We start from the raw sequence: 24,324 nt of genomic DNA, 5'->3' as shown, positions 1-24,324 counted from the left end.
CACCTCCCGCGCCAGATAGTCGAGCACTTTGGCGATCAGTGGCCCGGCTGCCTTGATCCGTTTGCTGTAGCCAGGCTGTTTGGGCAGGTACGGGAACAGGTGCCCGAGCCGGCCGTAGCAGGCGCGCAGCCAGTGATGCTGGGACGGGTAACCCAACAGAACCTGGGCAACCGCCAGACAGACCAGCTCGGCATCAGTCAGTCTCTTCGGCCGACCCGGCGTCCGCTGGTGCGCCTCCACCACGTGATCATCGATGTACACATACAGTGCGGTGAGGAGGGTATCGAGGTTGTTCGTCACAAAACGACATCGATACCCTCCGCTGCGTCAAGATCCCAGCAGCCACACCGAACAGAGTTAGGAATCACTCGTCTAGGTGCGGCGAACCGCCAGCACCCGGAACCCCTTGGCGCTCGCGTGCCGGTCACACCGCCAGCCCTGGTCGATCAGCCAGCGCTGCAACGAGTCGGCGCCGAGGTTCTTGGAGACCACCAGCCAGGCCACCCCGTCGTCGTTCAGCCGCGAGAGCCACCGCTCCAGCAGCGCGTGCAAGGCCGGCTTACCGATCCGGATCGGGGGGTTGGACCAGATCTGGTCGAAACGCACGTCCTCCGGAACGTCGTCCGGAGCGGCCACCCGCACTCGCGCGCCGACCCCGAGGTGGTCGGCGTTCTGCCTGGCCAGATCGAGCGCGCGGCTGTTGACGTCGACGGCCCAGACCGTGGCGCCGGGCACCTGCGTCGCCAGCACGGACGCGATCGGACCGTAGCCGCATCCCAGGTCGAGGAACGTCCCAGCGGTCGCCGGAAGCGGCGCCTCCCGAAGGAGGACCGACGTACCCAGGTCCAGACGGTCACCGGAGAAGACGCCTGTCGAGGACACCAGGGAGTACTCACGCCCGTGGGAGGCGAAGACGACGGTACGCGGCGCCGCCTTCGAGCCGGGCTGCTCGGAGAAGTAGTGCTCAGCCATCCTCGAGAGTCCTCATCCGCCGGGCCACCTCCGCGCGAGCCGCGAGCTCGCTGTCGGACGGATAGCCGACCTCCTCCAGTGTCAGACCGTGCGGGGGTACGACGTTGACCGCCGAATCACGTTCCTTCCCCGCCAGCACCCGCGCGGGCCACTCGACCGGACGCTTGCCCTCGCCGACCAGCAGCAGCGCGCCGACGAGCGCCCGCACCATCGAGTGGCAGAACGCATCGGCCACCACCCGGCCCACCGCAACTCCTGAGCCGTCGCGGTCCCAGTGGAGTTCCATCAGGGTCCGGATCGTCGTGGCTCCTTCGCGCCGGCGGCAGAACGCGGCGAAGTCCCACTCCCCCAGCAGCCGCTGCGCCGCGGCGTTCACCGCCGCGAGATCCAGCGGCCGCGGATAGTTGAGCACCTCCCAGCGGCGGAGGGGGTCCGCGGCCGCCAGGTCGTCGCACACGCGGTAGGCGTACCGCCGCCAGCTGGCCGAGAACCTCGCGTCGAACCCGTCCGGCGCCAACCGCACCTGCCGGACGCGTACGTCAGGTGGCAGCGCTCCCGCCAGCCGGCGGGTGAGCGCGTCGGCGGGCGGCCGGCTGCTCCGGCCCGGCACCTCGGCGTACGCCCGTTCGGGAACGTCGACGTGGCAGACCTGTCCCCGGGCGTGGACGCCGGAGTCGGTACGCCCGGCGCAGGTGATCGCGACCCGCTCGGAAAGCCGCAGGACCTGGACCAGAGCCTCCTCGAGGACGCCCTGGACGGTACGGAGCCCGGGCTGGGTCGCCCACCCCGCGAAGTCCGTGCCGTCGTACGCCAGGTCCAGCCGGAGGCGCACCATCGGAACCTCCTGGGTGCGCGAGAGCCCGCTGCCCTCCCCGAAGGAAGGCTCAGCGGGCTCTTGCGTACGCGGGCCAGCGGCCGTCAGGACTTACCGTCCTTGTCGTCGCCGGCTGCCTCAGCGTCGGCCGCCTTCTCGTCGGCGCTCGCCTCGGCCTCGACCTTCTCCGCCGGAGCTTCGGTCGCTTCGGCCGCCTCAGCCTCCGCCGGCTTCGTCTCAGCCGCGGCGGCTGGTGCCGCCGACGCCACAGCAGCGGGCATCGCCTCGACCAGCTCGATCACCGCCATCGGCGCGTTGTCACCCTTGCGCGGGCCGACCTTCGTGATGCGGGTGTAGCCGCCGGGCCGAGTGGCGTACAGCGGCCCGATCTCCGCGAACAGCGTGTGGACGATGTCCTTGTCGCGGATCACGGAGTGCACCTGGCGGCGCGCGTGCAGGTCACCACGCTTGGCCTTGGTGATGAGTCGCTCGGCGTACGGGCGCAGCCGCCGGGCCTTCGTCTCCGTCGTCGTGATCCGCCCGTGGCGGAACAACGAGGTGGCGAGGTTGGCGAGCATCAGGCGCTCGTGCGCTGGGCTTCCGCCGAGGCGTGGTCCCTTGGGTGGCCTGGGCATCAGGCAGTTCTCCTTCCTGCACCGGCCGTATGAGGTACCGGTATCAGTCCGGCCGTGTGAGGTACCGGTTGGGGCGGTTGTTGCGGACTGTGTTGAGGGTTAGTACTGCTCGGTCTCCGCGAAGCTCTCGTCCTCTTCGTCGAAGGAGTCGACCGCGGCGCTCGGGTCGAACCCAGGCGCGCTGTCCTTGAGCGCGAGCCCCATGCCGGCGAGCTTCTGCTTCACCTCGTCGATCGACTTGGCGCCGAAGTTGCGGATGTCGAGCAGGTCCTGCTCGCTGCGGGAGATGAGCTCACCCACCGTGTGGATGCCCTCCCGCTTGAGGCAGTTGTACGACCGGACCGTGAGGTTGAGGTCCTCGACCGGCAGGGCCAGGTCCGCGGCCAGCTGAGCGTCGACCGGCGACGGGCCGATGTCGATGCCCTCCGCGTCGACGTTGAGCTCGCGGGCCAGACCGAAGAGCTCCACGAGCGTCTTGCCGGCGCTCGCGACCGCGTCCCGCGGCCGCATGCTCGGCTTGGTCTCGACGTCGACGATGAGCCGGTCGAAGTCGGTCCGCTGCTCAACTCGGGTCGCCTCGACCTTGTAGGTGACCTTGAGCACCGGCGAGTAGATCGAGTCGACCGGGATCCGGCCGATCTCGGCGTCCGCACGCTTGTTCTGCACCGCGGAGACGTAGCCACGACCACGCTCGACGACCAGCTCCATCTCGAGCTTGCCCTTGCTGTTGAGCGTGGCGATGGCGAGGTTGGGGTTGTGCACCTCCACGCCGGCCGGCGGCGCGATGTCGGCGGCCGTGACCTCACCCGGTCCCTGCTTGCGGAGGTACATGGTCACGGGCTCGTCGTGCTCGCTGGAGACGACGAGCTCCTTGAGGTTCAGCACGACCTCGGTGACATCTTCCTTGACACCCGGGATCGTGGAGAACTCGTGCAGCACCCCGTCGATCTTGACGCTGGTGACAGCCGCGCCCGGGATCGACGAGAGGAGGGTACGCCGGAGGGAGTTGCCCAGCGTGTAGCCGAATCCCGGCTCGAGCGGCTCGAGCACGAAGCGCGAGCGGAACTCGTCGACAACTTCCTCTGCGAGGGTGGGACGTTGAGCGATGAGCATGGTGTTTCTTTCCTTTCCGCGCCGCCCGCCATATGACGGTCGCGAACTTCGCGGAGGGCCAACTCCGCGTACCCCCGGGACCACCCCGGGGGATGTCTCAGACCTTCGAGTAGTACTCGACGATCAGCTGCTCCTGGACCGGAATGTCAATCTGCTGCCGAACCGGGAGCTGGTGGATGAGCACGCGCAGGCTGCCCGGAAGGATCTCCATCCAGGCCGGAACCGGCCGCTCGCCGTGGGTTTCCCGAGCGATGAGGAACGGCGTCATCTCACGCGACTTCTGCCGCAGGTCGATGACGTCGTGGGCGCTCACCTGGTAGCTCGGGACGTTGACCTTCCTGCCGTTGACGAGGAAGTGGCCGTGGACGACGAGCTGGCGCGCGTGCCGTCGGGTGCGGGCGATGCCCGACCGGTAGATCACGTTGTCGAGCCGGCATTCGAGCAACCGCAGCAGGTTGTCACCGGTCTTGCCGGGACGCCGGTGGGCCTCCTGGTAGTAGCGGCTGAACTGCTTCTCGAGAACGCCGTACGAAAGACGCGCCTTCTGCTTCTCCCGAAGCTGGAGGAGGTACTCGCTCTCCTTCGGGCGCCCCCGGCCGTGCTGGCCGGGCGGGTACGGGCGGCGCTCGAACGCCTTGTCGCCGCCGACGAGGTCAGTCCCGAGTCGGCGCGACTTCTTGGTCATAGGACCGGTGTAACGGGCCATGTCTGGTCGTACTCCTTCTTTGACGCGCTGGTCGGGTCAGACCCGGCGCCGCTTCGGCGGGCGGCAGCCGTTGTGGGGCACAGGGGTGACGTCCTGGATCGTGCCCACCTCGAGGCCGGTGGCCGTGAGGGAGCGGATCGCGGTCTCGCGGCCCGAACCCGGGCCACGGACGAAGACGTCGACCTTCTTCATGCCGTGCTCCATCGCCCGGCGAGCGGCCGCTTCGGCGCACATCTGCGCGGCGAACGGCGTCGACTTCCGGGAACCCTTGAAGCCGACCGTGCCGGAGCTGGCCCACGCGATCACCGCACCGGTCGGGTCCGTGATCGTCACGATCGTGTTGTTGAACGTGCTCTTGACGTGCGCGTGCCCGAAGGCGATGTTCTTCTTTTCCTTGCGGCGCACCTTCTTGGCGCCCGCGGTCCTGCTCTTGGGAGGCATTGGGTTAGCGAACTCCTGAGATCGAGGCGGGAACGAGGGTTCCCGGCTGGGTTACGTAATAGGGGCCGTGCGGGCGCCGGGTTTACTTCTTGCCCGGCTTCTTCTTGCCGGCCACGGTCTTCTTCGGACCCTTACGGGTGCGAGCGTTGGTCCGGGTGCGCTGACCACGGACAGGAAGACCGCGACGGTGCCGCAGGCCCTCGTAGCAACCGATCTCGATCTTGCGCCGGATGTCGGCCGCGACCTCACGGCGGAGGTCACCCTCGACCCGGTAGTTGGCGTCGATCCAGTCGCGGAGCTTGACGATCTCCTCGTCACCGAGCTCGTGGACGCGAAGATCGGGGTTAACCCCGGTCGCGTCCAGCGTCTCAAGGGCGCGGGTACGCCCGATACCGAAGATGTAGGTGAGCGCTACCTCGATGCGCTTGTCGCGCGGGAGGTCAACGCCGACGAGACGTGCCATCTGGGGCAGTTGTCCTTTCGGTTCGCGGAGGTCTGCGCACGCGCCGCGTCCCTGTCTGCCCTGGATCGTGGGTCCTGAGGACCCACGGACCCGACAGGGCCCCGGCCTCCGACCGGGGGCGACACCAGCGCGGGTGCGCTGGCGAGCGGTCGCGTTCTTGTGGGGTCGGTGATCTCTCCGGCCCCGGCCACTCCTGGGCGACTAGCCCTGGCGCTGCTTGTGGCGCGGGTTCTCGCAGATCACCATGACCCGACCGTGACGCCGGATCACTTTGCACTTGTCGCAAATCTTCTTGACGCTGGGCTGGACCTTCATGGCTTTCTCCGGTGCCGGACCGGGGCTCCCATCCGCCGAATCGACGGGCTCGGCCCCGCGTGGTGTTTTCGGGGATGCACGGGACGGGGCGCCCCGCGACTCGGCTTAGCGGTAGCGGTAGACGATCCGCCCACGGCTCAGGTCGTACGGCGACAACTCCACAACCACACGGTCTTCGGGAAGAATCCGGATGTAGTGCTGCCGCATCTTGCCACTGATGTGCGCGAGGACCTTGTGGCCGTTCTGGAGCTCCACGCGGAACATCGCGTTGGGGAGCGCCTCGACCACCGTGCCCTCGATCTCGATGACACCTTCCTTTTTCGGCATGTCCTCCGCACTTCGCCTGGCTTGTTTGATACCTCACGGGAGCCTATGTCGGCGGCATCCCGCACACGGAAGCCCTGCCCTACGCATGGCAGGACGCCGCTGGGCAGAGCAAAGACCGACGTCGAAGTCTACGTCACCCCACGTCAAGATGCGAAATCGGTGTGAAGGCATACCGGACCTCGCCCAAGCCCGCCTGAATCGGGCTCCCCTGGCCCGGCGTGCGGGCTCCCGGCGAGGATCGCGTCGCTCAGTCGCGGAACTGCCGACGCATCACGGTGATCGACAGGAGGATCGCCCCCCAGGGACCGGCCACCCAAATCGGCCAGAAGTACTCGAGCTTGCCGTTCGTGGCGGAGGTCATAACCCACACGACCAGGTTGACACTCACCGCGCAGGCCCAGATGGTCCACAGGACCGCCATCGCCCTGTCGCCGCCCGTGCGCTTCTGGGGCGTGGCCGGCGCCTGAGCAGGTGCGCTCTGCGGGGCGGCTGGCGCCTTGTTAGGCGTGCGGGTGACGGGGATGTCACGCACGAGGGGCTCGAGTTCGCCGTAGGTGTTCGCCTTGTAGAGCACGTCCAGGCGATCCTGGAACTCGTCGATGGAGAGCCTGCCCTCCGCGTGCGCATCACGGAGGCGGGAGGCGATCTTCTCCCGGTCGTTGTCAGAGGCGCGCATTTCCGGTCCGTACGGCACGGTCATAGTCTGCCTCGACCAACCCCCATTGTGTATCCGGGACGCCCCCGAAACCTTCCGAGGGATGTCCCTACTTCGACTCCGCGAGACTGCCGGCAGGCACGCCCAGCTCGGCGAGCTTGGCCGCGCCACCGTCCAGAGCGGTGAGCACCCACGGCCCCTTGTCTGTCAGAGCGACCGTGTGCTCCACATGTGCGGCGTACGCACCATCTCGCGTCACGACGGTCCAGTCGTCGTCGAGAACGTCGGTCTGGTTGGAGCCCAGGGTGATCATCGGCTCGATCGCGATCGCGAGGCCCGGCACGAGCCGCGGGCCCTTGCCCGGCCGTCCGACGTTGGGAACATTGGGCGGCTGGTGCATCTGCGTCCCGATGCCGTGCCCCACGTAGTCCTCGACGATGCCGTAGTCGCCACGGCCACGGACATAGGTCTCGACCGCCGCCGACACATCGCTCAATCGGCCATCCCGGCGCATCGCGGCGATCCCACGCCACATGGCCTCCTCGCAGGTGCGGGTGAGCTCCTGCAGGTCTGGGGTCACCTCACCGACGGCCACGGTGATCGCGGCATCGCCATGCCAGCCGTCCACGATCGCGCCGCAGTCGATCGAGACGAGGTCGCCCTCGCGCAGCGTGCGATCAGGGGACGGGATGGCGTGGACCACCTCGTCGTTGACCGACGTACAGATGGACGCCGGATAGCCGTGGTAGCCCTTGAACGACGGCGTGGCACCGCTCGCCCTGATGTGCTCCTCGGCCAGTGCGTCGAGGTCGGCGGTCGTGACGCCGGGCTTCACAGCGGCCCGCAACACTTCGAGCGTGCGCCCGACGACCAGCCCAGCCGCCCTCATCAGCGCGATCTCGTTGGGCTTCTTCAGGTGGATCCTGCGGTCCTGGAACAACTTGCCCCAATCGTCCTGACACCTGAGGACGCTAGCCCTCGAGGGCCGCGACGACGCGGTCGGTCACGTCGTTGATGTCGCCCATGCCGTTGACGATGACGAGGAGTCCCCGCTGGGCGTAGACGTCGAGCAGCGGCTCGGTCTGCTCGCGGTAGACCTCGAGCCGGCGCCGGATGACGTCCTCGCTGTCGTCACTGCGGCCGTCCTGCTCAGCCCGCCCGAGGAGACGCGACACCAGCTCGTCCTGTTCGACGGTGAGGACGAGCACCCGGTCAAGCGAGACGCCCTTGTCGGCGAGGATCTTGTCGAGCTGATCGACCTGAGCCAGCGTGCGGGGATACCCGTCGAGCAGGAATCCTCCGGCGGAGTCCGACTCGTCGAGTCGCGCCCGGACCATTCCGTTGATGACTTCATCAGGGACGAGCTCGCCGGCGTCGAGATAGCGCGACGCCTCACGACCGAGCAGCGTACGGGCCTCGACGTTCGCCCGTAGGATCTCGCCGGTCGAGATCGCCGGGATCTGCAGACGTCTCGCGATCTCCTTCGCCTGGGTGCCCTTCCCCGCGCCGGGCGGCCCCATGATGAGCAGTCGCATCAACGGAGGAACCCTTCGTAGTGCCGCTGCTGCAGCTGGCTTTCGATCTGCTTCACGGTGTCGAGGCCCACACCGACCACGATCAGAATGGATGTACCTCCGAAGGGGAAGTTCTGGTTGGCGTTGATCAGCACCAGCGCGATCAGCGGAATGAGTGACACCAGGCCGAGGTAGAGCGAGCCGGGTGCGGTGATCCGGGACAGGACGTAGTGGAGGTAGTCCTCCGTTGGCTTACCTGCCCGGATGCCCGGAATGAAACCGCCATGCTTCTTCATGTTGTCCGCGACTTCGGTCGGGTTGAAGGTGATCCCGACGTAGAAGTACGTGAACGCCACGATCAGCAGGAAGAAGCCGATCATGTAGACCGGGTGACTGCCGCGGGCGATGTTGGCGTTGATCCACTGCGCCCAGCCGGCGTTCTGGTTGAACTGTGCCGCCAGGACCGGGAGGTAGAGCAGGCTGGAGGCGAAGATCACCGGGATCACGCCGGCCTGGTTGACCTTGAGCGGGATGTAGGTCGAGCTCCCGCCGTAGGCGCGGCGCCCGAGCATCCGCTTGGCGTACTGCACGGGGATCCGCCGCTGCGCCTGCTCGACGTAGATGACCGCCGCCATGATCACGAGGCCGATGGCGAGGACGATGATGAAGGTGCCCCAGCCCTGCTGGCGACGGATCGCCTCCAGGGAGGTCGGGAACGCGGCCGCGATCGAGACGAAGATCAGCACGGACATGCCGTTACCGACTCCGCGGTCGGTGATCAGCTCACCGAACCACATGATCACGCCGGTGCCGGCGGTCATCGTCAGCACCATCGTCGCCAGCGTGAGGATGCCGTCGTTGGGGATGATCGTCTCGTTGCAGCCCTGGAACATCTGCCCGGACCGCGCCAACGCCACAATCGTGGTGGACTGCAGGATCGCCAGGCCGATGGTGAGATAGCGGGTGTACTGCGTGATCTTCTGCGTACCCGCGTGGCCCTCCTTCTTGAGGGCCTCCAGCCGCGGGATCACCACCGTGAGCAGCTGGATGATGATGCTCGCCGTGATGTACGGCATGATCGTGAGCGCGAAGACCGAAAGCTGCAGCAGCGCGCCACCGGAGAACAGATTCAGCATCCCGTAGATGCTGTTGCCGCTGCCGCCCTGCAGCACCGGATCGAGACAGCGCCGCACGGCCGCCGCGTCGACGCCGGGGGTGGGCAACACCGAACCAACCCGGAACAACGCGATGATGAAGAGCGTAAAGAGCAGCTTCTTCCGCAGGTCCGGCGTCTTGAACGCGTTGACGAACGCGGTGAGCACCCAGTCCTCCTGCGTTCCGCCTCAGGGCGGATCGTCGTGGTTGGTGGACCCACGGGCTGCCGATGCGACACCCGGCCCCGGTCCCCTGACAGTTTCCTCGGACAATAACAGCCCGCTGTGGCATGTGACGGCGCAAGGGGCGCCCGGGCCGGTCCTTCCGAACCAGATGCCCGGAGCGCCCCACGTGCCGCTCACGCGCGTGCTACAAAGCGGAGGCTGTGCCGCCGGCCGCCGTGATCTTGTCAGTGGCGCTCTGGGAGAACGCGTGTACCTGCACCCGCAGGGCCACGGTCGCTTCGCCGGTGCCAAGAACCTTCACCGGACGACCCGGCCGTACGGCGCCCTTGGCGACCAGGTCCTGGACGGTCACGTCGCCACCGTTCGGGTAGAGCTCCGTAAGCCGGTCAAGGTTGACCACTTGGTACTCAACCCGGAAGGGGTTCCTGAATCCCTTGAGCTTCGGGATCCGCATGTGCAGCGGCATCTGGCCACCCTCGAAGGTGCTGGGCACGTTGTTGCGTGCCTTGCTGCCCTTCGTACCGCGCCCAGCGGTCTTGCCCTTGCTGCCCTCACCACGACCGACGCGGGTACGCGCCTTCTTGGCACCCGGCGCCGGGCGCAGGTGGTGCACCCGCAGCGGGGTGCCGGTAGCCGCGCCCTCGGCCTTCGTGGCCTTGGTCTGCGTCGCCATCGTCAGTCGACCTCCTCGACCGCGACAAGGTGCGAAACCGTCGCGATCATGCCCCGGATCTCAGGACGATCCTCCTTGACGACAACGTCGTTCAGGCGCTTGAGCCCGAGAGAACGGAGGGTGTCCCGTTGGTTCTGCTTGCAGCCGATCTTGGATCGGACCTGGCGTACCTTCAGTCGTCCGGCCATCAGGCGCTCACCTCGGCCCGCGCCCGCAGCAGCGCCGCGGGAGCGACATCCTCGACGGGCAGGCCACGCCGGGCGGCCACCCGCTCGGGCGACTCGAGCATCCGCAGCGCGGTGACCGTCGCGTGGACGATGTTGATTGCGTTGGACGAACCGAGCGACTTGGACAGCACGTCGTGGATACCTGCGCACTCCAGGACCGCACGCACCGGACCGCCGGCGATCACGCCGGTACCGGGCGAGGCGGGGCGAAGGAGTACGACGCCCGCGGCCTTCTCCCCCTGGACGGGGTGCGGGATCGTGCCCTGGATACGCGGCACCTTGAAGAAGTGCTTCTTGGCCTCCTCGACGCCCTTGGCGATCGCCGCGGGCACCTCCTTGGCCTTGCCGTAGCCGACACCTACGGTGCCGTCACCGTCGCCCACCACCACGAGCGCGGTGAAGCTGAAGCGCCGGCCGCCCTTGACGACCTTCGCGACCCGGTTGATCGACACAACCCGCTCGATGTAGGCGGTCTTCTCCGCAACGGAGCCGCCCCGACGCTCGTCCCGGCGGTCCCGGCGGTCACCAGTGCCGCTCCCGCGGCGCTGCTGGGGTCCAGCCATGGTTACCTCTCTTCTCCTGGTCGAACGTCAGAACTCGAGTCCGGCTTCACGGGCGGCGTCCGCGAGCGCAGCGATGCGCCCGTGGTAACGGTTGCCCGCACGGTCGAACACCACGGCGGAGACGCCGGCGGCCTTCGCCCGCTCGGCGACCCGCGACCCGACCTCTCGGGCGCGCGCGGACTTGTCGCCGGCGAACGTCCGCAGGTCGGCCTCAAGGGTAGACGCCGACACCAGCGTGCGGCCCACCGTGTCGTCGACAACCTGCACGACGACGTGGCGTGCGGACCGGGTGACGACCAGACGGGGACGCTCCGGCGTACCCGTGATCTTCTTACGAACCCGCAGCTGCCTGCGGAGCCGGGAGCGCGTCTTGGGGCTCGTCGACCTGTGTGTGCTGAGACTGGCGGCCATCGGTTACTTACCAGCCTTTCCGACCTTGCGGCGGACCTGCTCGCCCGCGTACCGAATGCCCTTGCCCTTGTAGGGCTCCGGCTTCCGGAGCTTCCGGATATTGGCGGCGACCTCGCCGACCTGCTGCTTGTTGATCCCGGACACCGAGAACTTGGTGGCGGACTCCACCGTGAACGACACACCCTCAGGCGCGTCGAAGGTGATGGAGTGGCTGTATCCGAGCGAGAGCTCGAGCTGTGTCGGGCCCTTCGGCACCACGCGGTAACCGACGCCGACGATCTCGAGCTTGCGTTCGTAGCCCTGTGTCACGCCTGTAATCATGTTGGCGATGAGCGTCCGAGTGAGCCCGTGGAGCTCCTTGCTCTTGCGCTCGTCATTGGGGCGCTTGACCTCGAGCTCTCCGTCGCCCTGGTGCACCTCGATGGGGTCCGCGACCGTGTGCGCGAGGCTGCCCTTCGGGCCCTTCACGGTGACAGTGCGGCCGTCGACGGCCACGTCGACACCCGAAGGCACCGGGATCGGGAGCTTTCCGATGCGGGACATGTGGCGTCCTTCCTCCTTCCCGTTCCCGTCACCACACGTAGGCGACGACTTCGCCGCCCACGCGACGCTTGCTGGCCTGCTTGTCGGTCAGCAAACCCTGCGACGTCGAAATGATCGCGATGCCCAGACCACCGAGCACCTTGGGCAGCCCCGTCGACTTGGCGTAGACCCGCAGGCCCGGCTTGGAGATCCGCCGGATGCCCGCGATCGACCGCTCACGGCTGAGGCCGAAGCGCAGCTGCAGCACAAGTGTCTTGCCGACGGCGCCCGCCTCCGGCTCCTCCACGCGCCAGCCGGCGATGTAACCCTCCTGCTGGAGGATCTCCGCGATACCCGACTTGAGCTTGCTGTAAGGCATGGACGCGGTGTCGTGGTACGCCTGGTTGGCGTTGCGCAGACGAGTCAGCATGTCTGCGATCGGATCGGTCATGCTCATTGGTCTCGCTACTTTCCCGCCGTGGTTTCCGACTGATCGGACCTACGGCGACTAGAAGGGTCCCGAAGGCGGTGTGGTGGACTACCAGCTGCTCTTGGTGACGCCGGGCAGCTCGCCACGGTGCGCCATCTCACGCAGGCAGATCCGGCAGAGCCCGAACTTCCGGAACACTGCCTTCGGTCGCCCGCAGCGCTGGCAGCGGGTGTAGGCACGCACCGAGAACTTCGGCTTGGCCTTCGCCTTGTTGATCAGGGCGGTCTTTGCCACGTCAGGACTCCTTGAACGGGAAGCCGAGCTGCCGGAGGAGAGCGCGCCCCTCCGCGTCGTTCGACGCGGTCGTCACGACGGTGATGTCCATGCCGCGCGACCGGTCGATCTTGTCAGGGTCGATCTCGTGGAACATCACCTGCTCCGTGAGACCGAACGTGTAGTTGCCACGACCGTCGAACTGCCGGGGCGACAGTCCGCGGAAGTCGCGGATACGGGGCAGCGCGAGCGACACTAGGCGGTCCAGGAACTCCCACATCCGGTCGCCACGCAAGGTCACGTGCGCGCCGATCGGCATGCCCTCACGCAGCTTGAACTGCGCGATCGACTTGCGCGCCCGGGTCACGGTCGGCTTCTGTCCCGTGATGCCGGTGAGGTCACGCACCGCGCCCTCGATGAGCTTCGAGTCGCGCGCGGCCTCCCCGACACCCATGTTGACGATGACCTTCGTCACCGTCGGCACCTGCATCGGGTTGCCGAAACCGAACTGCTCACGCAGTGCCGGCGCGACCTCGCCGCGGTAGCGCAGCTTGAGCCGCGGCGCCACCCGCTGATCGGTTGTAGCGGTCATCTCAGATCTCCTCGCCGGTCTTCCGCGCGATCCGCACACTGCGGTAGCCGGTGTACGTCGAACCGTCGGCGCGGCGCTTCTCGACCTCACGCCGCTCATAACCCACCCGGGTCGGCACCTTCTTGCCGTCGACCTCGACGAGCAGCGTGACGTTGGAGACCGGAATCGACGCCTCCTGGGTCACGATGCCGCCCGTGGTGCCCTGGCGCCCGCTCCCCTGCACAACCTTGGTGTGCCGCTTGACGCGGTTGGCGCCCTCGACGAACACTCGGCCGCGGGCCGGGTCGACCTCGATGACCTTGCCCTCGACGCCGCGGTCGCGACCGACCGTGACGCGTACGACGTCACCCTTCTTGATGTGCAACGACTTCTTGACCTGTGTCATGGTCAGAGCACCTCCGGGGCGAGCGAAATGATCCGCATGTAGCGCTTCTCGCGAAGCTCGCGACCGACCGGCCCGAAGATACGAGTCCCGCGCGGCTCGCCGTCGTTCTTCAGCAGAACCGCGGCGTTCTCGTCGAAGCGGATGTAAGACCCGTCCGGACGGCGGCGCTCCTTCACGGTGCGCACGACGACGGCCTTGACGACCTCGCCCTTCTTGACGTTTCCACCGGGGATGGCGTCCTTGACGGTGGCGACGATGACGTCACCGATCCCGGCGTAGCGCCGACCGGAGCCACCGAGCACACGGATGCACAGGATCTCCTTAGCACCCGTGTTGTCGGCGACCTTCAGTCGCGACTCCTGCTGGATCACGGCAGTTCTCCCATTCGAACGACCGGGCGCGCCGGTCGAGTCCTTCGTTACTTGGCCTTCTCGAGAATCTCGACGACACGCCACCGCTTGGTTGCCGACAGAGGCCGGGTCTCCATCAGCAGCACCCGGTCGCCCACGCCGCACTCGTTGGCCTCGTCGTGGGCCTTGAGCCGGTTGGTGCGGCGCATGACCTTGCCGTACAGGGCGTGCTTGACGCGGTCCTCAACCTCGACCACGACGGTCTTGTTCATCTTGTCGCTGACGACGAGACCCTCGCGGGACTTACGGAAGCCACGCTTCTGGCCGGTCGTCTCGGCGCTTGCCTGGGCGGCCACCGATCCCACCTCTTCGTTCGTGCTCATGCCGCTCCCTCAGCCGTCGGCTCGGGCTCGACCGGACTGATGATGCCGAGCTCACGCTCCCGCATCACCGTGTAGATCCGCGCGATCTCCCGCTTGACAGTACGCAGCCGACCGTGGCTTTCGAGCTGGCCGGTCGCCGCCTGGAAACGAAGGTTGAACAGCTCTTCCTTCGCCTCACGCAGCTTGTCGGCAAGCTCCTCTTCGCCGAGGTTGCGCAGCTCCGTGGCCTTCGACGTCATGGCCATCAGCCTTCACCTGCTTCGCGCTTCACGATGCGGCACTTCATGGGCAGCTTGTGGATCGCCCGCAGCAGCGCCTCACGAGCCACCGTTTCGTTCGGGTAGGACAGCTCGAACATCACCCGACCGGGCTTGATGTTGGCGATCCACCACTCCGGCGAACCCTTACCGGAACCCATCCGGGTCTCGGCGGGCTTCTTGGTCAGCGGACGGTCAGGGAAGATGTTGATCCACACCTTGCCGCCACGCTTGATGTGCCGGGTCATGGCGATACGCGCTGACTCGATCTGCCGGTTGGTGACGTAGTGGGCCTCCAGCGCCTGGATGCCGTACTCACCGAACGACACCGAGGTGCCGCCCTTCGCCATACCACTGCGCTTGGGGCTGTGCTGCTTGCGGTGCTTGACCTTCCGGGGGATAAGCATCCTCAGCCCTCCTGTCCCGCACTTGGGGTTCCGGACGACCCACCAGCCGACTCGGACGCCGTGGTCTCCGCGGCCGCAGCCGCGGGCTGGCGGCCCTCACGCCGCTCACCGCCACGACGCTCACCGCCACGACGGCCGCCGCGCGGCGGACGCTCGCCACCAGGACGGCGCTGCGCGGCCGCACGAGCCGCGGCCTCCCGCTGGGCCTCACGCTCAGCGCGCGACACCGGGACCTCGCCCTTGTAGATCCAGACCTTGACGCCGATCCGGCCGAACGTCGTACGGGCCTCGTAGAAGCCGTAGTCGATGTCGGCGCGCAGCGTGTGCAGCGGAACCCGGCCCTCGCGGTAGAACTCCGACCGCGACATCTCGGCGCCACCTAGGCGACCCGAGCACTGGACCTTGATCCCCAGCGCGCCGGCCTTGTTCGCGCTCTGCAGCGCCTTACGCATGGCACGACGGAACGCCACCCGGCTGGCCAGCTGCTCGGCCACGCCCTGGGCGACCAGCTGCGCGTCGACCTCGGGGTTCTTCACCTCGAGGACGTTCATCTGCACCTGCTTGCCGGTGAGCTTCTCCAGCTCGCCGCGGATGCGGTCAGCCTCGACGCCGCGCCGGCCGATCACGATGCCCGGACGCGCGGTGTAGATGTCGACGCGGACCCGCTCGCGGGTGCGCTCGATCTCCACCTTGGAGATGCCGGCCCGGTCCATGCCCTTGGTGAGCAGGCGCCGGATCTTGACGTCCTCGGCGACGTAGTCCTTGTAGAGCTTGTCGGCGTACCACCGGCTCTTGTGGTCGGTGGTGATACCGAGGCGGTACCCGTGCGGGTTGACCTTCTGTCCCACTATCGGGCCCTCCTGTTCCTCTTCTGGGTGGCAGGCGCCTGGTCCTCACCGGGCTCGACGACCACCGTGATGTGGCAGGTGCGCATCTGCAGCGGGCCCGGTCGGCCCTGCGCGCGCGCCCGCCAGCGCTTCATGGTCGGGCCCTCGTCGACGTACGCCCGAGCGACCCGCAGCGTGCTCTGGTTGAGCTGGAGGTTGTTCTGGGCGTTCGCCATGGCGCTCTCGAGCACCTTGCGAACCGGCTCGCTGGCCGCCTGGGGTGCGAACCTCAGGAGGTTCACCGCCTCCTCGGCCCGCAGGCCGCGAATAAGGTCGACCACCCGTCGCACCTTGCTGGGCGTCATACGGACGAACCGAGCCACGGCGCGTGCTTCCACGGCCGCTTCCATCTCGTCACTCCTGACTGTCGCGGTCACCGGCGCCGGCTCCTTCGGTCATCCTTCTCGTGGCCACGGAAGGTCCGGGTCGGCGCGAACTCGCCGAGCTTGTGCCCGACCATCGCTTCGGTCACGAAGACTGGTACGTGCTTGCGCCCATCGTGAACGGCGATCGTGTGGCCGAGCATGGCTGGCACGATCATCGAGCGGCGCGACCAGGTCTTGATGACCTGCTTGGTCCCCTTGTCGTTCTGGACGAGCACCTTCTTGATCAGGTGGTCATCCACGAAGGGGCCCTTCTTGAGGCTGCGTGGCATCGTTCAGGCTCCTTCTACCGCTGCTTGCCGCTCTTGCGACGACGGACGATCAGTCGATCACTTGGCTTACGCCGGCGGGTACGACCCTCGGGCTTACCCCACGGCGACACCGGGTGGCGACCACCGGAGGACTTACCCTCGCCACCACCGAGCGGGTGGTCGACGGGGTTCATCGCGACGCCTCGGACCGACGGCCGCTTGCCCTTCCAGCGGGCCCGGCCGGCCTTGCCGAGCGAGATGTTGCTCTGCTCGGCATTCCCGACCTCGCCGACGGTCGCGCGGCACCGGACGTCGACCATCCGGATCTCACCGGAAGGCATCCGGAGCGACGCCATCGCGCCCTCCTTGGCGACCAGCTGGACGCTCGCACCCGCCGACCGGCCGATCTTGGCGCCGCCACCGGGACGGAGCTCGATCGCGTGCACGGTGGTGCCGACCGGGATGTTGCGCAGCGGCAGGTTGTTACCCGGCTTGATGTCGGCACCCGGACCGCTCTCGACCCGCTGGCCCTGGTTGAGCCGCGCCGGCGCGATGATGTAGCGCTTCTCGCCGTCCACGTAGTGGAGCAGCGCGATCCGCGCCGTGCGGTTGGGGTCGTACTCGATGTGAGCGACCTTGGCCGGAACGCCGTCCTTGTCGTACCGACGGAAGTCGATCAGGCGGTAGGCCCGCTTGTGACCGCCGCCCTGGTGCCGCGTCGTCACCCGACCGTGGTTGTTACGGCCGCCCTTCTTGGGAAGGGGACGCAGCAGCGACTTCTCGGGACTCGTTCGCGTGATCTCTGCGAAGTCCGAGACGCTCGCGCCACGACGGCCCGGCGTCGTCGGCTTGTACTTACGGATTGCCATTCGTCAGTCCTTAGCCCTACGAAACCGGTCCGCCGAAGATGTCGATCCGCTGACCGTCAGCCACGGTCACGACCGCCCGCTTGGTGGCCGCACGCTGGCCCCAGCCATAGCGGGTACGGCGGCGCTTGCCTTGACGGTTGAGCGTGTTGACACCCGTGACCTTGACGTTGAACACCTTCTCGACCGCGATCTTGATCTCGGTCTTGTTGGCGCCCGGCGCCACCAGGAAGGTGTACTTGTTCTGGTCGAGGAGGCCGTAGCTCTTCTCGCTGATCACCGGCGCGACGAGGACGTCGCGGTGGTCCTTGTGAAGGTTGCTCATGCGTCAGCCTCCCCTGCGTCTGTCGACTTCTTCGCCTCTGCGGCGCCGCTGTCCGCCTCGGCACCCGTGAAGGCCGCGTACGCCCCGGTCGTGAAGATCACCTCGTCGGACGTCAACACGTCGTAGGTGTTGAGCTGGTCAGCGACGAGGAGGTGGACCTCCGGAGCGTTGCGCAGGCTCAGCCAGGTCAGCTCGTCGCCCCGCTCGAGAACGACCAGCACGTGGCTGCTGGACGACACCTTGCGCAGGACCGCCAACGCCTGCTTGGTCGATGGGACGTCGCCCTCGATGAGGGACGTCACCACGTGCACCCGTCCGTGGCGAGCACGGTCAGAAAGTGCGCCGCGAAGTGCCGCCGCCTTCATCTTTTTGGGCGTCCGCTGGTTGTAGGAGCGCGGCTGCGGGCCGTGCACTATGCCACCGCCGGCGAACTGCGGCGCCCGCCGCGAACCCTGCCGGGCCCGACCGGTGCCCTTCTGGCGGTAAGGCTTCGCGCCGCCGCCGGACACCTGGCCGCGGCTCTTGGTGGCGTGCGTGCCCTGACGGGCTGCCGCCAGCTGACCAACGACGACCTGGTGGATGAGCGGCACGTTGACCTGGACGTCGAAGATGTCCGCCGGGAGCTCGAGACTGCCAGCCTTGGCGCCGGCGTTGTCGAGTACGTCGATGCTCGCTGTCACTTTGGCCTATCCCTTCACCGCGTTGCGGATGAGCACCAGGCCACCGCGGGCACCCGGAACCGCGCCCTTGAGCAGGACGAGGCCCTTCTCAGCGTCCACCGCCTGCACCGTGACGTTCTGCGTCGTCACCCGGACGCCGCCCATCCGGCCGGCCATCTTCAGGCCCTTGAACACCCGGCCTGGGGTGGCGCACGCGCCGATGGAGCCCGGGGAGCGGTGCTTGCGCTCCACACCGTGGCTCGCCCGCAGGCCGTGGAAGCCGTGGCGCTTCATGACGCCCGCGAATCCGTGGCCCTTGCTCGTCGCCGTCACGTCGACCTTCTCGCCGACCTCGAACACCTCAGCGGTGATCTCCTGGCCCGCGGTGTAGGAGGCCGCGTCGGCCGTCCGGAGCTCAACCACGTGGCGGCGAGGCGTCACGCCTGCCTTGGCGAAGTGCCCCTGGTCGGGCTTGTTGACCTTGCGAGGGTCGATGGCGCCGAAGGCGATCTGGACCGCCGAGTAGCCGTCCCTCGCGGGCGTGCGTACCTGGGTGACGACACAGGGGCCCGCCTTGACGACGGTCACCGGGATGAGGCGGTTCTGGTCGTCCCAGACCTGCGTCATGCCGACCTTTTCGCCCAGCAGGCCGCGTACCTCGCGCGCCGCGCCTTGCACACTCTTCACGCTGCTCATAGGTGCGTCCCTCAGAGCTTGATCTCGATGTCGACACCCGCCGGCAGGTCGAGCCGCATGAGCGAGTCGACTGTCTTGGGCGTGGGGTCAATGATGTCGATGAGTCGCTTGTGCGTCCGCATCTCAAAGTGCTCGCGGCTGTCCTTGTGCTTGTGCGGCGAGCGGATGACGCAGAAGACGTTCTTTTCGGTGGGCAGCGGCACCGGCCCGGCGATTTTCGCGCCCGTCCGGGTCACCGTGTCGACGATCTTGCGCGCCGAGGTGTCGATGACCTGGTGGTCGTAGGCCTTGAGCCTGATGCGGATCTTCTGTCCCGCCATGGCTGTTTCGCGTCCTTCTCTCGTACGCCGGGAGCTGGTCGGCCCCCGAGTGCCGCCCGGAAGCTTCCGGATGGCCGCGGCCCGGATGGCTCGTGAGGCTCCGGGTGGAGCCCCGCGAGTTCACGTTCGACTGCGGTCTCCGACCCCCGCGGTCGGGTGTGTCGCATACCCAGGCCGCATGAATCCCATGTTCTGGAATCCACGAGGGAGATCAGAGGCCCGGCCAAGCCGAGCGCGAAGTTGTCCCGTGATTCGCCCCAAAGGCCCGACCAGTCTCGGTCCAGCCTCTCGGGGTCATCCCGGGAACAGGGCGGGGTCTCCGGATCGGCGGTGCTGGCGGAAGACGAACTTCCACGCGCGCACGCCTCGGCGGCCCGCCGTAGGCAACTGCGCCAGTATGCCAGAGTGCCCGGTTCTTGACCAATCCGGGCCCTCTCAGCCAGGCGGGGTGGGCCGCGATGACGCGGCCCACCCCGCCTGCACTGGAACTTACTTGAGGATCTTGATGACCCGGCCCGCACCAACGGTGCGGCCACCCTCGCGGATCGCGAACTTGAGGCCATCCTCCATCGCGATCGGCTGGATCAGCTCGACCCGCATCTCGGTGTTGTCGCCCGGCATGACCATCTCGGTCCCCTCCGGCAGGTGCACGACACCGGTGACGTCCGTGGTGCGGAAGTAGAACTGCGGGCGGTAGTTGTTGAAGAAGGGCTTGTGACGGCCACCCTCCTCCTTGGACAGCACGTAGACCTGCGACTCGAACTCCGTGTGCGGGGTGTTCGAGCCCGGCTTGACGATGACCATGCCACGCTCGACGTCCTCGCGCTTGATGCCACGAAGCAGCAGGCCGACGTTCTCACCCGCGCGAGCCTCGTCGAGGATCTTGCGGAACATCTCGACCGCGGTGACGGTCGTCTTGGGCGCCGGGCCGGTACGGATACCGACGAGCTCGACCTCCTCGTTGACCTTGAGGACGCCACGCTCGACGCGGCCGGTGACAACGGTGCCTCGACCAGTGATCGTGAAGACGTCCTCAACCGGCATGAGGAACGGCTTCTCGATCTCACGCACCGGCTCCGGCACGAACTCGTCGACCGCGTTCATCAGCTCCATGATCTTCTCGGCCCACTCGGGGTCACCCTCGAGAGCCTTGAGAGCCGAGACCCGGACCACCGGAGCGTCATCGCCGGGGAACTCCTGCGACGTGAGCAGCTCCCGAACCTCGAGCTCGACCAGCTCGAGGATCTCCTCGTCGTCAACCATGTCGGACTTGTTGAGGGCAACGACGATATAGGGAACGCCGACCTGACGGGCGAGCAGGACGTGCTCACGCGTCTGCGGCATCGGCCCGTCGGTGGCGGCGACCACGAGAATCGCGCCGTCCATCTGGGCCGCACCGGTGATCATGTTCTTGATGTAGTCGGCGTGACCCGGGCAGTCGACGTGCGCGTAGTGGCGCTTCTCCGTTTGGTACTCGACGTGCGCGATCGTGATCGTGATACCGCGCTGCTTCTCTTCCGGCGCCTTGTCGATCTGGTCGAAGGCGTAGAAGGGGTTCACATCCGGCATCTTCTCGTGCAGCACCTTGGTGATCGCCGCGGTGAGCGTCGTCTTGCCGTGGTCGATGTGCCCAATGGTGCCGATGTTGACGTGCGGCTTAGTGCGCTCGAACTTCGCCTTCGCCACTTCGGGCTCCTCCTGGTTTCTTGCTATCTACGCCGTACAGATTAGGCGCGGAACTTTTTACGGGACTAACGGCTCGGGTGCTTATTCGCCCCGTGCCTTCTTAACGATCTCGTCGGCGACGGTTCTCGGAACCTCGGCGTACGAGTGGAACTCCATGTGGGGTACGGCACGACCCTGTGTCTTGCTTCGCAAGTCGCCAACGTACCCGAAGGTCTCCGACAACGGCACCAGGGCGGTGACGACGCGGTTACCAGCTGCCTCGTCCATCTTCTGGACGTGGCCCCGGCGGCTGTTGATATCACCGATCACATCACCCAGATAGTCATCGGGCGTCGTGACCTCAACCTTCATGATCGGCTCGAGCAAGGTCGGGCCCGCGCGGCGGGCCGCTTCCTTGAACGCCATCGAACCGGCGATCTTGAAGGCCAGCTCTGAGGAGTCGACATCGTGGTAGGCGCCGTCCTTCAAGGTCACCTTGACATCGACCATCGGGTAGCCGGCGAGGACGCCGAACTCCATGGCCTCCTGGATGCCCTCATCGACCGCCGGAATGTATTCCTTCGGGATTCGACCACCGCTGACGGCGTTGACGAACTCGTACCCGCCGTCGCCCTCGCCGCCGGTCGGCTCCAGGTCGATGATGACGCGGCCGAACTGGCCCGAACCACCCGTCTGCTTCTTGTGGGTGTATTCGACCTTCTCGACCTTCTTGCGGATTGTCTCGCGGTAGGCGACCTGCGGCTTACCGACATTCGCCTCGACCCGGAACTCCCGCTTCATCCGGTCGACCAGGATGTCAAGGTGCAGCTCGCCCATACCGGAGATGATCGTCTGACCGGTCTCCTGGTCGGTGCGCACCTGGAACGTCGGGTCTTCCTCGGCGAGCCGCTGAATGGCGCCAGAGAGCTTCTCCTGGTCGCTCTTGGTCTTGGGCTCGATCGCGACCGAGATGACCGGCGCCGGGAAGTTCATCGACTCCAGGATGATCGGCGCCTCGGGCCCGCACAGCGTCTCACCCGTCGTGGTCTGCTTGAGGCCCATGACGGCGACGATCTGTCCGGCCGAAGCCTTCTCGATCTCCTCACGCTTGTTGGCGTGCATGCGGTAGATCTTGCCGATCCGTTCCTTGCGGTCCTTGGTGCTGTTGAGCACCTGGGTGCCGGCGGTGAGCGTGCCGGAGTAGATCCGGAGGTAGGTCAACTTGCCGAGGTGGGGGTCGCTCATGATCTTGAACGCCAGGGCCGAGAGCGGCGCGTCCTCCTCGGGAGCACGCTCGAGGATCTCCTCCTCGTTACGCATCGAGAGACCCTTGACGTTGCCGATGTCGAGCGGCGACGGGAGGTAGGCCAGGACCGCGTCGAGGAGCGGCTGGACGCCCTTGTTCTTGAACGCCGTGCCGTTGAGGACGGGCGTCAGCTTGTTAGCGATCGTCGCCCGGCGGATACCCGCATCGAGCTGCTCGACGGTCGGCTCAATGCCCTCGAGGTAGAGCTCCATGATCTCGTCGTCGGCCTCGGCCAACGTCTCGAAGAGCCGGTCACGCCACTCCTGAGCGACCTCCGCGTGGGTCGCGGGGATCTCCTCGACGGCGTAGTCCTCGCCCTTCTTGGTTTCGCCACGCCAGGTCAGCGCCCGCATGCGTACCAGGTCGACGACGCCGATGTAGTCGGCCTCGGCGCCCAGAGGGATCTGCACCACGAGCGGAGTAGCACCCAGCCGGTCCGAGATCATGTCGACGCAGCGGTGGAACTCGGCGCCCACACGGTCCATCTTGTTGACGAAACACATCCGCGGCACGCCATACCTCTCGGCCTGCCGCCACACGGTCTCCGACTGCGGCTCGACGCCAGCGACGCCGTCGAACACTGCCACCGCACCGTCGAGCACCCGGAGGTTGCGCTCCACCTCGACCGTGAAGTCGACGTGGCCGGGGGTGTCGATGATGTTGATCTGGTGGTCTTTCCAGTGGACGGTCGTCGCGGCCGAGGTGATCGTGATACCGCGTTCCTGCTCCTGCTCCATCCAGTCCATGGTGGCCGCGCCCTCATGGACCTCACCGATCTTGTAGGTGATGCCGGTGTAGAACAGGATGCGTTCGGTCGTCGTGGTCTTGCCCGCGTCGATGTGGGCCATGATTCCGATGTTGCGGACCTTGGCCAGGTCGACGGTGCGAAGGTCGGTCGCCATCAGGCTAGTCGGTCTTTCGTGGGTTCTCGGCAGTTGGCAGATTGGCGCAGGGTGCTCGGCCGGCGGGGCGGCTCTCCTGCCCTTGGCGTATGCGTCAGGCCTACCAGCGGTAGTGCGCGAACGCCTTGTTGGACTCCGCCATCTTGTGGGTGTCCTCGCGCCGCTTCACACTCGCGCCGAGACCGTTGGAGGCGTCCAGGATTTCGTTCATCAGCCGCTCGGCCATGGCCTTCTCCCGCCGCGACTGGGCGTAGCTCACCAGCCACCGCAGGGCCAGGGTGGTCGACCGGGACGGGCGAACCTCGACCGGGACCTGGTAGGTCGCGCCACCGACTCGCCGGCTGCGAACCTCGAGGGTCGGCTTGACGTTGTCGAGCGCACGCTTCAGCGTGATCACCGGGTCAGTGCCGGTCTTGTCACGGCAACCCTCGAGCGCGGTGTAAACAATCCGCTGAGCGAGCTGCTTCTTACCGCTCCGGAGCACCTTGCTGATCAGCTGACTCACCAGCGGCGACGCGTAGACGGGGTCCACGATCGGCTGACGCTTCGGAGCTGGGCCCTTGCGCGGCATTAGCTCTTCTCCTTCTTCGCGCCGTAACGGCTGCGCGCCTGCTTGCGTCCCTTGACACCCTGGGTGTCGAGGGAGCCGCGGACGATCTTGTAACGGACACCGGGGAGGTCCGCCACCCGGCCACCGCGCACGAGCACCATCGAGTGCTCCTGGAGATTGTGGCCGACGCCGGGGATGTAAGCCGTCACCTCGATCTGGCTCGTCAGGCGGACGCGGGCCACCTTGCGAAGCGCGGAGTTGGGCTTACGAGGAGTTGTGGTGTAAACGCGCGTGCACACACCGCGCCGCTGGGGCGACCCCTTGAGCGCAGGCGTCTTGTTTTTGGACACCTTGTCCTTGCGGCCCTTGCGGACCAACTGCTGGATCGTGGGCACCGCGTCGTTCCCTTATCTCTTCGGTGGACTATCTCTCCGGTGTGACTGTCTTCGAGGCGGTAGCGTCCCTTAGGCTCCACCGCACGGCCCCCGCGGTCGGGTGTGTCGCCACGGGGTCCGATCGCCGAGCTTTGAGCTCGAACCACGGAGTCTGAAGACCCTCACGTGCATCCGGGAAGCGGCACACGTGAATGCCCAGCCACGGCCGGGCACGACGTCGAACCTTACCCGTCCGTCCGGCTAAGGTCAAAACGGATACGGATACTCCCGGGCCCACCACCATACCCCCTGGCTGGTAGCGCCAGTGCGGCGCCGGCTGCCCGCCCCCTTCGCGAGGAATTGGCCGCTGGC

General features: G+C 67.0%; 38 protein-coding genes and 1 pseudogene. All 39 read right to left on the bottom strand.

The window, feature by feature from the left end; all coding sequences use genetic code 11:
* A pseudogene (locus B141_RS0112805) lies at positions 1–300 on the bottom strand (IS982 family transposase); the annotation flags it as partial.
* Between the two features lie 72 nt (positions 301–372).
* Positions 373–972, bottom strand: coding sequence for a class I SAM-dependent methyltransferase (locus B141_RS0112800; protein ID WP_020575567.1), 600 nt, complete (start codon positions 970–972; stop codon positions 373–375).
* A complete protein-coding gene (truA, locus tag B141_RS0112795) occupies positions 965–1,807 on the bottom strand; it encodes a tRNA pseudouridine(38-40) synthase TruA (protein ID WP_020575566.1) in 843 nt (280 codons plus the stop codon). The genes B141_RS0112800 and truA overlap by 8 nt, the downstream gene beginning before the upstream one ends.
* 83 nt (positions 1,808–1,890) lie before the next feature.
* Positions 1,891–2,421 carry a 50S ribosomal protein L17 gene (rplQ, locus tag B141_RS0112790; RefSeq protein WP_026257165.1) on the bottom strand — a complete coding sequence of 177 codons (531 nt, stop codon included), beginning with the start codon at positions 2,419–2,421 and terminating at the stop codon, positions 1,891–1,893.
* Between the two features lie 99 nt (positions 2,422–2,520).
* Positions 2,521–3,534, bottom strand: a complete 1,014-nt coding sequence (locus B141_RS0112785) for a DNA-directed RNA polymerase subunit alpha (RefSeq protein WP_020575564.1) — start codon at positions 3,532–3,534, stop codon at positions 2,521–2,523.
* A 97-nt stretch (positions 3,535–3,631) separates the two neighbouring features.
* Positions 3,632–4,240: a 30S ribosomal protein S4 gene (gene rpsD, locus B141_RS0112780; RefSeq protein WP_026257164.1), complete on the bottom strand. Its 609-nt coding sequence runs from the start codon at positions 4,238–4,240 to the stop codon at positions 3,632–3,634.
* Positions 4,241–4,276: 36 nt separating this feature from the next.
* The gene (gene rpsK / locus B141_RS0112775; RefSeq protein WP_020575562.1) at positions 4,277–4,681 is read right to left on the bottom strand and encodes a 30S ribosomal protein S11; all 405 of its coding nucleotides are present in this window, start codon (positions 4,679–4,681) and stop codon (positions 4,277–4,279) included.
* Between the two features lie 82 nt (positions 4,682–4,763).
* Positions 4,764–5,144, bottom strand: coding sequence for a 30S ribosomal protein S13 (gene rpsM / locus B141_RS0112770; RefSeq protein WP_020575561.1), 381 nt, complete (start codon positions 5,142–5,144; stop codon positions 4,764–4,766).
* A 201-nt stretch (positions 5,145–5,345) separates the two neighbouring features.
* Positions 5,346–5,459: a 50S ribosomal protein L36 gene (gene rpmJ / locus B141_RS0112765; protein ID WP_020575560.1), complete on the bottom strand. Its 114-nt coding sequence runs from the start codon at positions 5,457–5,459 to the stop codon at positions 5,346–5,348.
* A gap of 105 nt (positions 5,460–5,564) precedes the next feature.
* Positions 5,565–5,786 (bottom strand): translation initiation factor IF-1, encoded by a 222-nt coding sequence (gene infA, locus B141_RS0112760; RefSeq protein WP_020575559.1) that lies wholly within the window; start codon positions 5,784–5,786, stop codon positions 5,565–5,567.
* Between the two features lie 247 nt (positions 5,787–6,033).
* Entirely contained in the window at positions 6,034–6,480 is a 447-nt protein-coding gene (locus B141_RS0112755; protein WP_157180974.1) for a DUF1707 SHOCT-like domain-containing protein, read from the bottom strand.
* A 70-nt stretch (positions 6,481–6,550) separates the two neighbouring features.
* Positions 6,551–7,381 carry a type I methionyl aminopeptidase gene (gene map / locus B141_RS0112750; protein ID WP_020575557.1) on the bottom strand — a complete coding sequence of 277 codons (831 nt, stop codon included), beginning with the start codon at positions 7,379–7,381 and terminating at the stop codon, positions 6,551–6,553.
* A gap of 31 nt (positions 7,382–7,412) precedes the next feature.
* Entirely contained in the window at positions 7,413–7,976 is a 564-nt protein-coding gene (locus B141_RS0112745) for an adenylate kinase (protein WP_020575556.1), read from the bottom strand.
* A complete protein-coding gene (gene secY, locus B141_RS0112740; protein ID WP_020575555.1) occupies positions 7,976–9,277 on the bottom strand; it encodes a preprotein translocase subunit SecY in 1,302 nt (433 codons plus the stop codon). The genes B141_RS0112745 and secY overlap by 1 nt, the downstream gene beginning before the upstream one ends.
* A gap of 202 nt (positions 9,278–9,479) precedes the next feature.
* A complete protein-coding gene (gene rplO, locus B141_RS0112735) occupies positions 9,480–9,968 on the bottom strand; it encodes a 50S ribosomal protein L15 (protein WP_020575554.1) in 489 nt (162 codons plus the stop codon).
* 2 nt (positions 9,969–9,970) lie between these two features.
* Complete coding sequence (gene rpmD / locus B141_RS0112730) at positions 9,971–10,156, bottom strand: 50S ribosomal protein L30 (protein WP_020575553.1); 186 nt, start codon at positions 10,154–10,156, stop codon at positions 9,971–9,973.
* Complete coding sequence (gene rpsE / locus B141_RS0112725; protein ID WP_020575552.1) at positions 10,156–10,758, bottom strand: 30S ribosomal protein S5; 603 nt, start codon at positions 10,756–10,758, stop codon at positions 10,156–10,158. The genes rpmD and rpsE overlap by 1 nt, the downstream gene beginning before the upstream one ends.
* A 27-nt stretch (positions 10,759–10,785) precedes the next feature.
* Positions 10,786–11,169 (bottom strand): 50S ribosomal protein L18, encoded by a 384-nt coding sequence (gene rplR / locus B141_RS0112720; protein WP_020575551.1) that lies wholly within the window; start codon positions 11,167–11,169, stop codon positions 10,786–10,788.
* A 3-nt stretch (positions 11,170–11,172) separates the two neighbouring features.
* The gene (gene rplF / locus B141_RS0112715) at positions 11,173–11,712 is read right to left on the bottom strand and encodes a 50S ribosomal protein L6 (RefSeq protein WP_020575550.1); all 540 of its coding nucleotides are present in this window, start codon (positions 11,710–11,712) and stop codon (positions 11,173–11,175) included.
* 28 nt (positions 11,713–11,740) lie between these two features.
* Positions 11,741–12,148, bottom strand: a complete 408-nt coding sequence (gene rpsH / locus B141_RS0112710) for a 30S ribosomal protein S8 (RefSeq protein WP_020575549.1) — start codon at positions 12,146–12,148, stop codon at positions 11,741–11,743.
* 81 nt (positions 12,149–12,229) lie between these two features.
* Entirely contained in the window at positions 12,230–12,415 is a 186-nt protein-coding gene (locus B141_RS0112705) for a type Z 30S ribosomal protein S14 (RefSeq protein WP_020575548.1), read from the bottom strand.
* Position 12,416: 1 nt separating this feature from the next.
* A complete protein-coding gene (rplE, locus tag B141_RS0112700; protein WP_020575547.1) occupies positions 12,417–12,986 on the bottom strand; it encodes a 50S ribosomal protein L5 in 570 nt (189 codons plus the stop codon).
* Position 12,987: 1 nt separating this feature from the next.
* Positions 12,988–13,371, bottom strand: a complete 384-nt coding sequence (rplX, locus tag B141_RS0112695) for a 50S ribosomal protein L24 (RefSeq protein WP_020575546.1) — start codon at positions 13,369–13,371, stop codon at positions 12,988–12,990.
* A 2-nt stretch (positions 13,372–13,373) separates the two neighbouring features.
* Positions 13,374–13,742 carry a 50S ribosomal protein L14 gene (gene rplN / locus B141_RS0112690; RefSeq protein WP_020575545.1) on the bottom strand — a complete coding sequence of 123 codons (369 nt, stop codon included), beginning with the start codon at positions 13,740–13,742 and terminating at the stop codon, positions 13,374–13,376.
* Positions 13,743–13,789: 47 nt separating this feature from the next.
* Entirely contained in the window at positions 13,790–14,104 is a 315-nt protein-coding gene (gene rpsQ, locus B141_RS0112685) for a 30S ribosomal protein S17 (protein ID WP_020575544.1), read from the bottom strand.
* Positions 14,101–14,349: a 50S ribosomal protein L29 gene (rpmC, locus tag B141_RS0112680; RefSeq protein WP_020575543.1), complete on the bottom strand. Its 249-nt coding sequence runs from the start codon at positions 14,347–14,349 to the stop codon at positions 14,101–14,103. The genes rpsQ and rpmC overlap by 4 nt, the downstream gene beginning before the upstream one ends.
* The gene (gene rplP / locus B141_RS0112675) at positions 14,349–14,768 is read right to left on the bottom strand and encodes a 50S ribosomal protein L16 (RefSeq protein WP_020575542.1); all 420 of its coding nucleotides are present in this window, start codon (positions 14,766–14,768) and stop codon (positions 14,349–14,351) included. The genes rpmC and rplP overlap by 1 nt, the downstream gene beginning before the upstream one ends.
* 2 nt (positions 14,769–14,770) lie before the next feature.
* Entirely contained in the window at positions 14,771–15,616 is an 846-nt protein-coding gene (gene rpsC / locus B141_RS0112670; RefSeq protein ID WP_020575541.1) for a 30S ribosomal protein S3, read from the bottom strand.
* Positions 15,616–16,032 (bottom strand): 50S ribosomal protein L22, encoded by a 417-nt coding sequence (gene rplV / locus B141_RS0112665; protein WP_020575540.1) that lies wholly within the window; start codon positions 16,030–16,032, stop codon positions 15,616–15,618. Before rplV ends, rpsC begins: the two co-directional genes overlap by 1 nt.
* The gene (gene rpsS / locus B141_RS0112660; RefSeq protein ID WP_020575539.1) at positions 16,029–16,310 is read right to left on the bottom strand and encodes a 30S ribosomal protein S19; all 282 of its coding nucleotides are present in this window, start codon (positions 16,308–16,310) and stop codon (positions 16,029–16,031) included. Before rpsS ends, rplV begins: the two co-directional genes overlap by 4 nt.
* Before the next feature lie 14 nt (positions 16,311–16,324).
* Entirely contained in the window at positions 16,325–17,158 is an 834-nt protein-coding gene (gene rplB, locus B141_RS0112655) for a 50S ribosomal protein L2 (RefSeq protein WP_020575538.1), read from the bottom strand.
* A gap of 16 nt (positions 17,159–17,174) precedes the next feature.
* Positions 17,175–17,480: a 50S ribosomal protein L23 gene (rplW, locus tag B141_RS0112650; protein WP_020575537.1), complete on the bottom strand. Its 306-nt coding sequence runs from the start codon at positions 17,478–17,480 to the stop codon at positions 17,175–17,177.
* Complete coding sequence (gene rplD, locus B141_RS0112645) at positions 17,477–18,160, bottom strand: 50S ribosomal protein L4 (protein ID WP_020575536.1); 684 nt, start codon at positions 18,158–18,160, stop codon at positions 17,477–17,479. Before rplD ends, rplW begins: the two co-directional genes overlap by 4 nt.
* 6 nt (positions 18,161–18,166) lie before the next feature.
* Positions 18,167–18,835 carry a 50S ribosomal protein L3 gene (gene rplC / locus B141_RS0112640; protein WP_020575535.1) on the bottom strand — a complete coding sequence of 223 codons (669 nt, stop codon included), beginning with the start codon at positions 18,833–18,835 and terminating at the stop codon, positions 18,167–18,169.
* An 11-nt stretch (positions 18,836–18,846) separates the two neighbouring features.
* Positions 18,847–19,155 (bottom strand): 30S ribosomal protein S10, encoded by a 309-nt coding sequence (gene rpsJ / locus B141_RS0112635; RefSeq protein WP_020575534.1) that lies wholly within the window; start codon positions 19,153–19,155, stop codon positions 18,847–18,849.
* Positions 19,156–19,644: 489 nt separating this feature from the next.
* Positions 19,645–20,841, bottom strand: a complete 1,197-nt coding sequence (gene tuf / locus B141_RS0112630) for an elongation factor Tu (protein ID WP_020575533.1) — start codon at positions 20,839–20,841, stop codon at positions 19,645–19,647.
* A gap of 81 nt (positions 20,842–20,922) precedes the next feature.
* Positions 20,923–23,028 (bottom strand): elongation factor G, encoded by a 2,106-nt coding sequence (gene fusA / locus B141_RS0112625; RefSeq protein WP_020575532.1) that lies wholly within the window; start codon positions 23,026–23,028, stop codon positions 20,923–20,925.
* A 100-nt stretch (positions 23,029–23,128) separates the two neighbouring features.
* On the bottom strand, positions 23,129–23,599 hold the full coding sequence (gene rpsG / locus B141_RS0112620) for a 30S ribosomal protein S7 (protein WP_020575531.1): 471 nt from the start codon (positions 23,597–23,599) through the stop codon (positions 23,129–23,131).
* On the bottom strand, positions 23,599–23,973 hold the full coding sequence (gene rpsL / locus B141_RS0112615) for a 30S ribosomal protein S12 (protein WP_020575530.1): 375 nt from the start codon (positions 23,971–23,973) through the stop codon (positions 23,599–23,601). The genes rpsG and rpsL overlap by 1 nt, the downstream gene beginning before the upstream one ends.
* Positions 23,974–24,324: the final 351 nt, after the last annotated feature.

Source organism: Actinopolymorpha alba DSM 45243, assembly GCF_000373925.1.
Lineage (GTDB): Bacteria > Actinomycetota > Actinomycetes > Propionibacteriales > Actinopolymorphaceae > Actinopolymorpha > Actinopolymorpha alba.
Note: the sequence above shows the minus strand (reverse complement) of the source record. Positions and strands in the feature narration are given on the sequence as shown.

What these genes read in the sequence shown, in the direction of transcription:
- B141_RS0112800 (WP_020575567.1), bottom strand. Translation starts at nt 972, where the DNA reads ATGGCTGAGCACTACTTCTCCGAGCAGCCCGGCTCGAAGGCGGCGCCG.
- truA (WP_020575566.1), bottom strand. Translation starts at nt 1,807, where the DNA reads ATGGTGCGCCTCCGGCTGGACCTGGCGTACGACGGCACGGACTTCGCG.
- rplQ (WP_026257165.1), bottom strand. Translation starts at nt 2,421, where the DNA reads ATGCCCAGGCCACCCAAGGGACCACGCCTCGGCGGAAGCCCAGCGCAC.
- B141_RS0112785 (WP_020575564.1), bottom strand. Translation starts at nt 3,534, where the DNA reads ATGCTCATCGCTCAACGTCCCACCCTCGCAGAGGAAGTTGTCGACGAG.
- rpsD (WP_026257164.1), bottom strand. Translation starts at nt 4,240, where the DNA reads ATGGCCCGTTACACCGGTCCTATGACCAAGAAGTCGCGCCGACTCGGG.
- rpsK (WP_020575562.1), bottom strand. Translation starts at nt 4,681, where the DNA reads ATGCCTCCCAAGAGCAGGACCGCGGGCGCCAAGAAGGTGCGCCGCAAG.
- rpsM (WP_020575561.1), bottom strand. Translation starts at nt 5,144, where the DNA reads ATGGCACGTCTCGTCGGCGTTGACCTCCCGCGCGACAAGCGCATCGAG.
- rpmJ (WP_020575560.1), bottom strand. Translation starts at nt 5,459, where the DNA reads ATGAAGGTCCAGCCCAGCGTCAAGAAGATTTGCGACAAGTGCAAAGTG.
- infA (WP_020575559.1), bottom strand. Translation starts at nt 5,786, where the DNA reads ATGCCGAAAAAGGAAGGTGTCATCGAGATCGAGGGCACGGTGGTCGAG.
- B141_RS0112745 (WP_020575556.1), bottom strand. Translation starts at nt 7,976, where the DNA reads ATGCGACTGCTCATCATGGGGCCGCCCGGCGCGGGGAAGGGCACCCAG.
- rplO (WP_020575554.1), bottom strand. Translation starts at nt 9,968, where the DNA reads ATGGCGACGCAGACCAAGGCCACGAAGGCCGAGGGCGCGGCTACCGGC.
- rpmD (WP_020575553.1), bottom strand. Translation starts at nt 10,156, where the DNA reads ATGGCCGGACGACTGAAGGTACGCCAGGTCCGATCCAAGATCGGCTGC.
- rpsE (WP_020575552.1), bottom strand. Translation starts at nt 10,758, where the DNA reads ATGGCTGGACCCCAGCAGCGCCGCGGGAGCGGCACTGGTGACCGCCGG.
- rplR (WP_020575551.1), bottom strand. Translation starts at nt 11,169, where the DNA reads ATGGCCGCCAGTCTCAGCACACACAGGTCGACGAGCCCCAAGACGCGC.
- rplF (WP_020575550.1), bottom strand. Translation starts at nt 11,712, where the DNA reads ATGTCCCGCATCGGAAAGCTCCCGATCCCGGTGCCTTCGGGTGTCGAC.
- rpsH (WP_020575549.1), bottom strand. Translation starts at nt 12,148, where the DNA reads ATGAGCATGACCGATCCGATCGCAGACATGCTGACTCGTCTGCGCAAC.
- rplE (WP_020575547.1), bottom strand. Translation starts at nt 12,986, where the DNA reads ATGACCGCTACAACCGATCAGCGGGTGGCGCCGCGGCTCAAGCTGCGC.
- rplX (WP_020575546.1), bottom strand. Translation starts at nt 13,371, where the DNA reads ATGACACAGGTCAAGAAGTCGTTGCACATCAAGAAGGGTGACGTCGTA.
- rpsQ (WP_020575544.1), bottom strand. Translation starts at nt 14,104, where the DNA reads ATGAGCACGAACGAAGAGGTGGGATCGGTGGCCGCCCAGGCAAGCGCC.
- rpmC (WP_020575543.1), bottom strand. Translation starts at nt 14,349, where the DNA reads ATGGCCATGACGTCGAAGGCCACGGAGCTGCGCAACCTCGGCGAAGAG.
- rplP (WP_020575542.1), bottom strand. Translation starts at nt 14,768, where the DNA reads ATGCTTATCCCCCGGAAGGTCAAGCACCGCAAGCAGCACAGCCCCAAG.
- rpsS (WP_020575539.1), bottom strand. Translation starts at nt 16,310, where the DNA reads ATGCCACGCAGCCTCAAGAAGGGCCCCTTCGTGGATGACCACCTGATC.
- rplB (WP_020575538.1), bottom strand. Translation starts at nt 17,158, where the DNA reads ATGGCAATCCGTAAGTACAAGCCGACGACGCCGGGCCGTCGTGGCGCG.
- rplW (WP_020575537.1), bottom strand. Translation starts at nt 17,480, where the DNA reads ATGAGCAACCTTCACAAGGACCACCGCGACGTCCTCGTCGCGCCGGTG.
- rplC (WP_020575535.1), bottom strand. Translation starts at nt 18,835, where the DNA reads ATGAGCAGCGTGAAGAGTGTGCAAGGCGCGGCGCGCGAGGTACGCGGC.
- rpsJ (WP_020575534.1), bottom strand. Translation starts at nt 19,155, where the DNA reads ATGGCGGGACAGAAGATCCGCATCAGGCTCAAGGCCTACGACCACCAG.
- fusA (WP_020575532.1), bottom strand. Translation starts at nt 23,028, where the DNA reads ATGGCGACCGACCTTCGCACCGTCGACCTGGCCAAGGTCCGCAACATC.
- rpsG (WP_020575531.1), bottom strand. Translation starts at nt 23,599, where the DNA reads ATGCCGCGCAAGGGCCCAGCTCCGAAGCGTCAGCCGATCGTGGACCCC.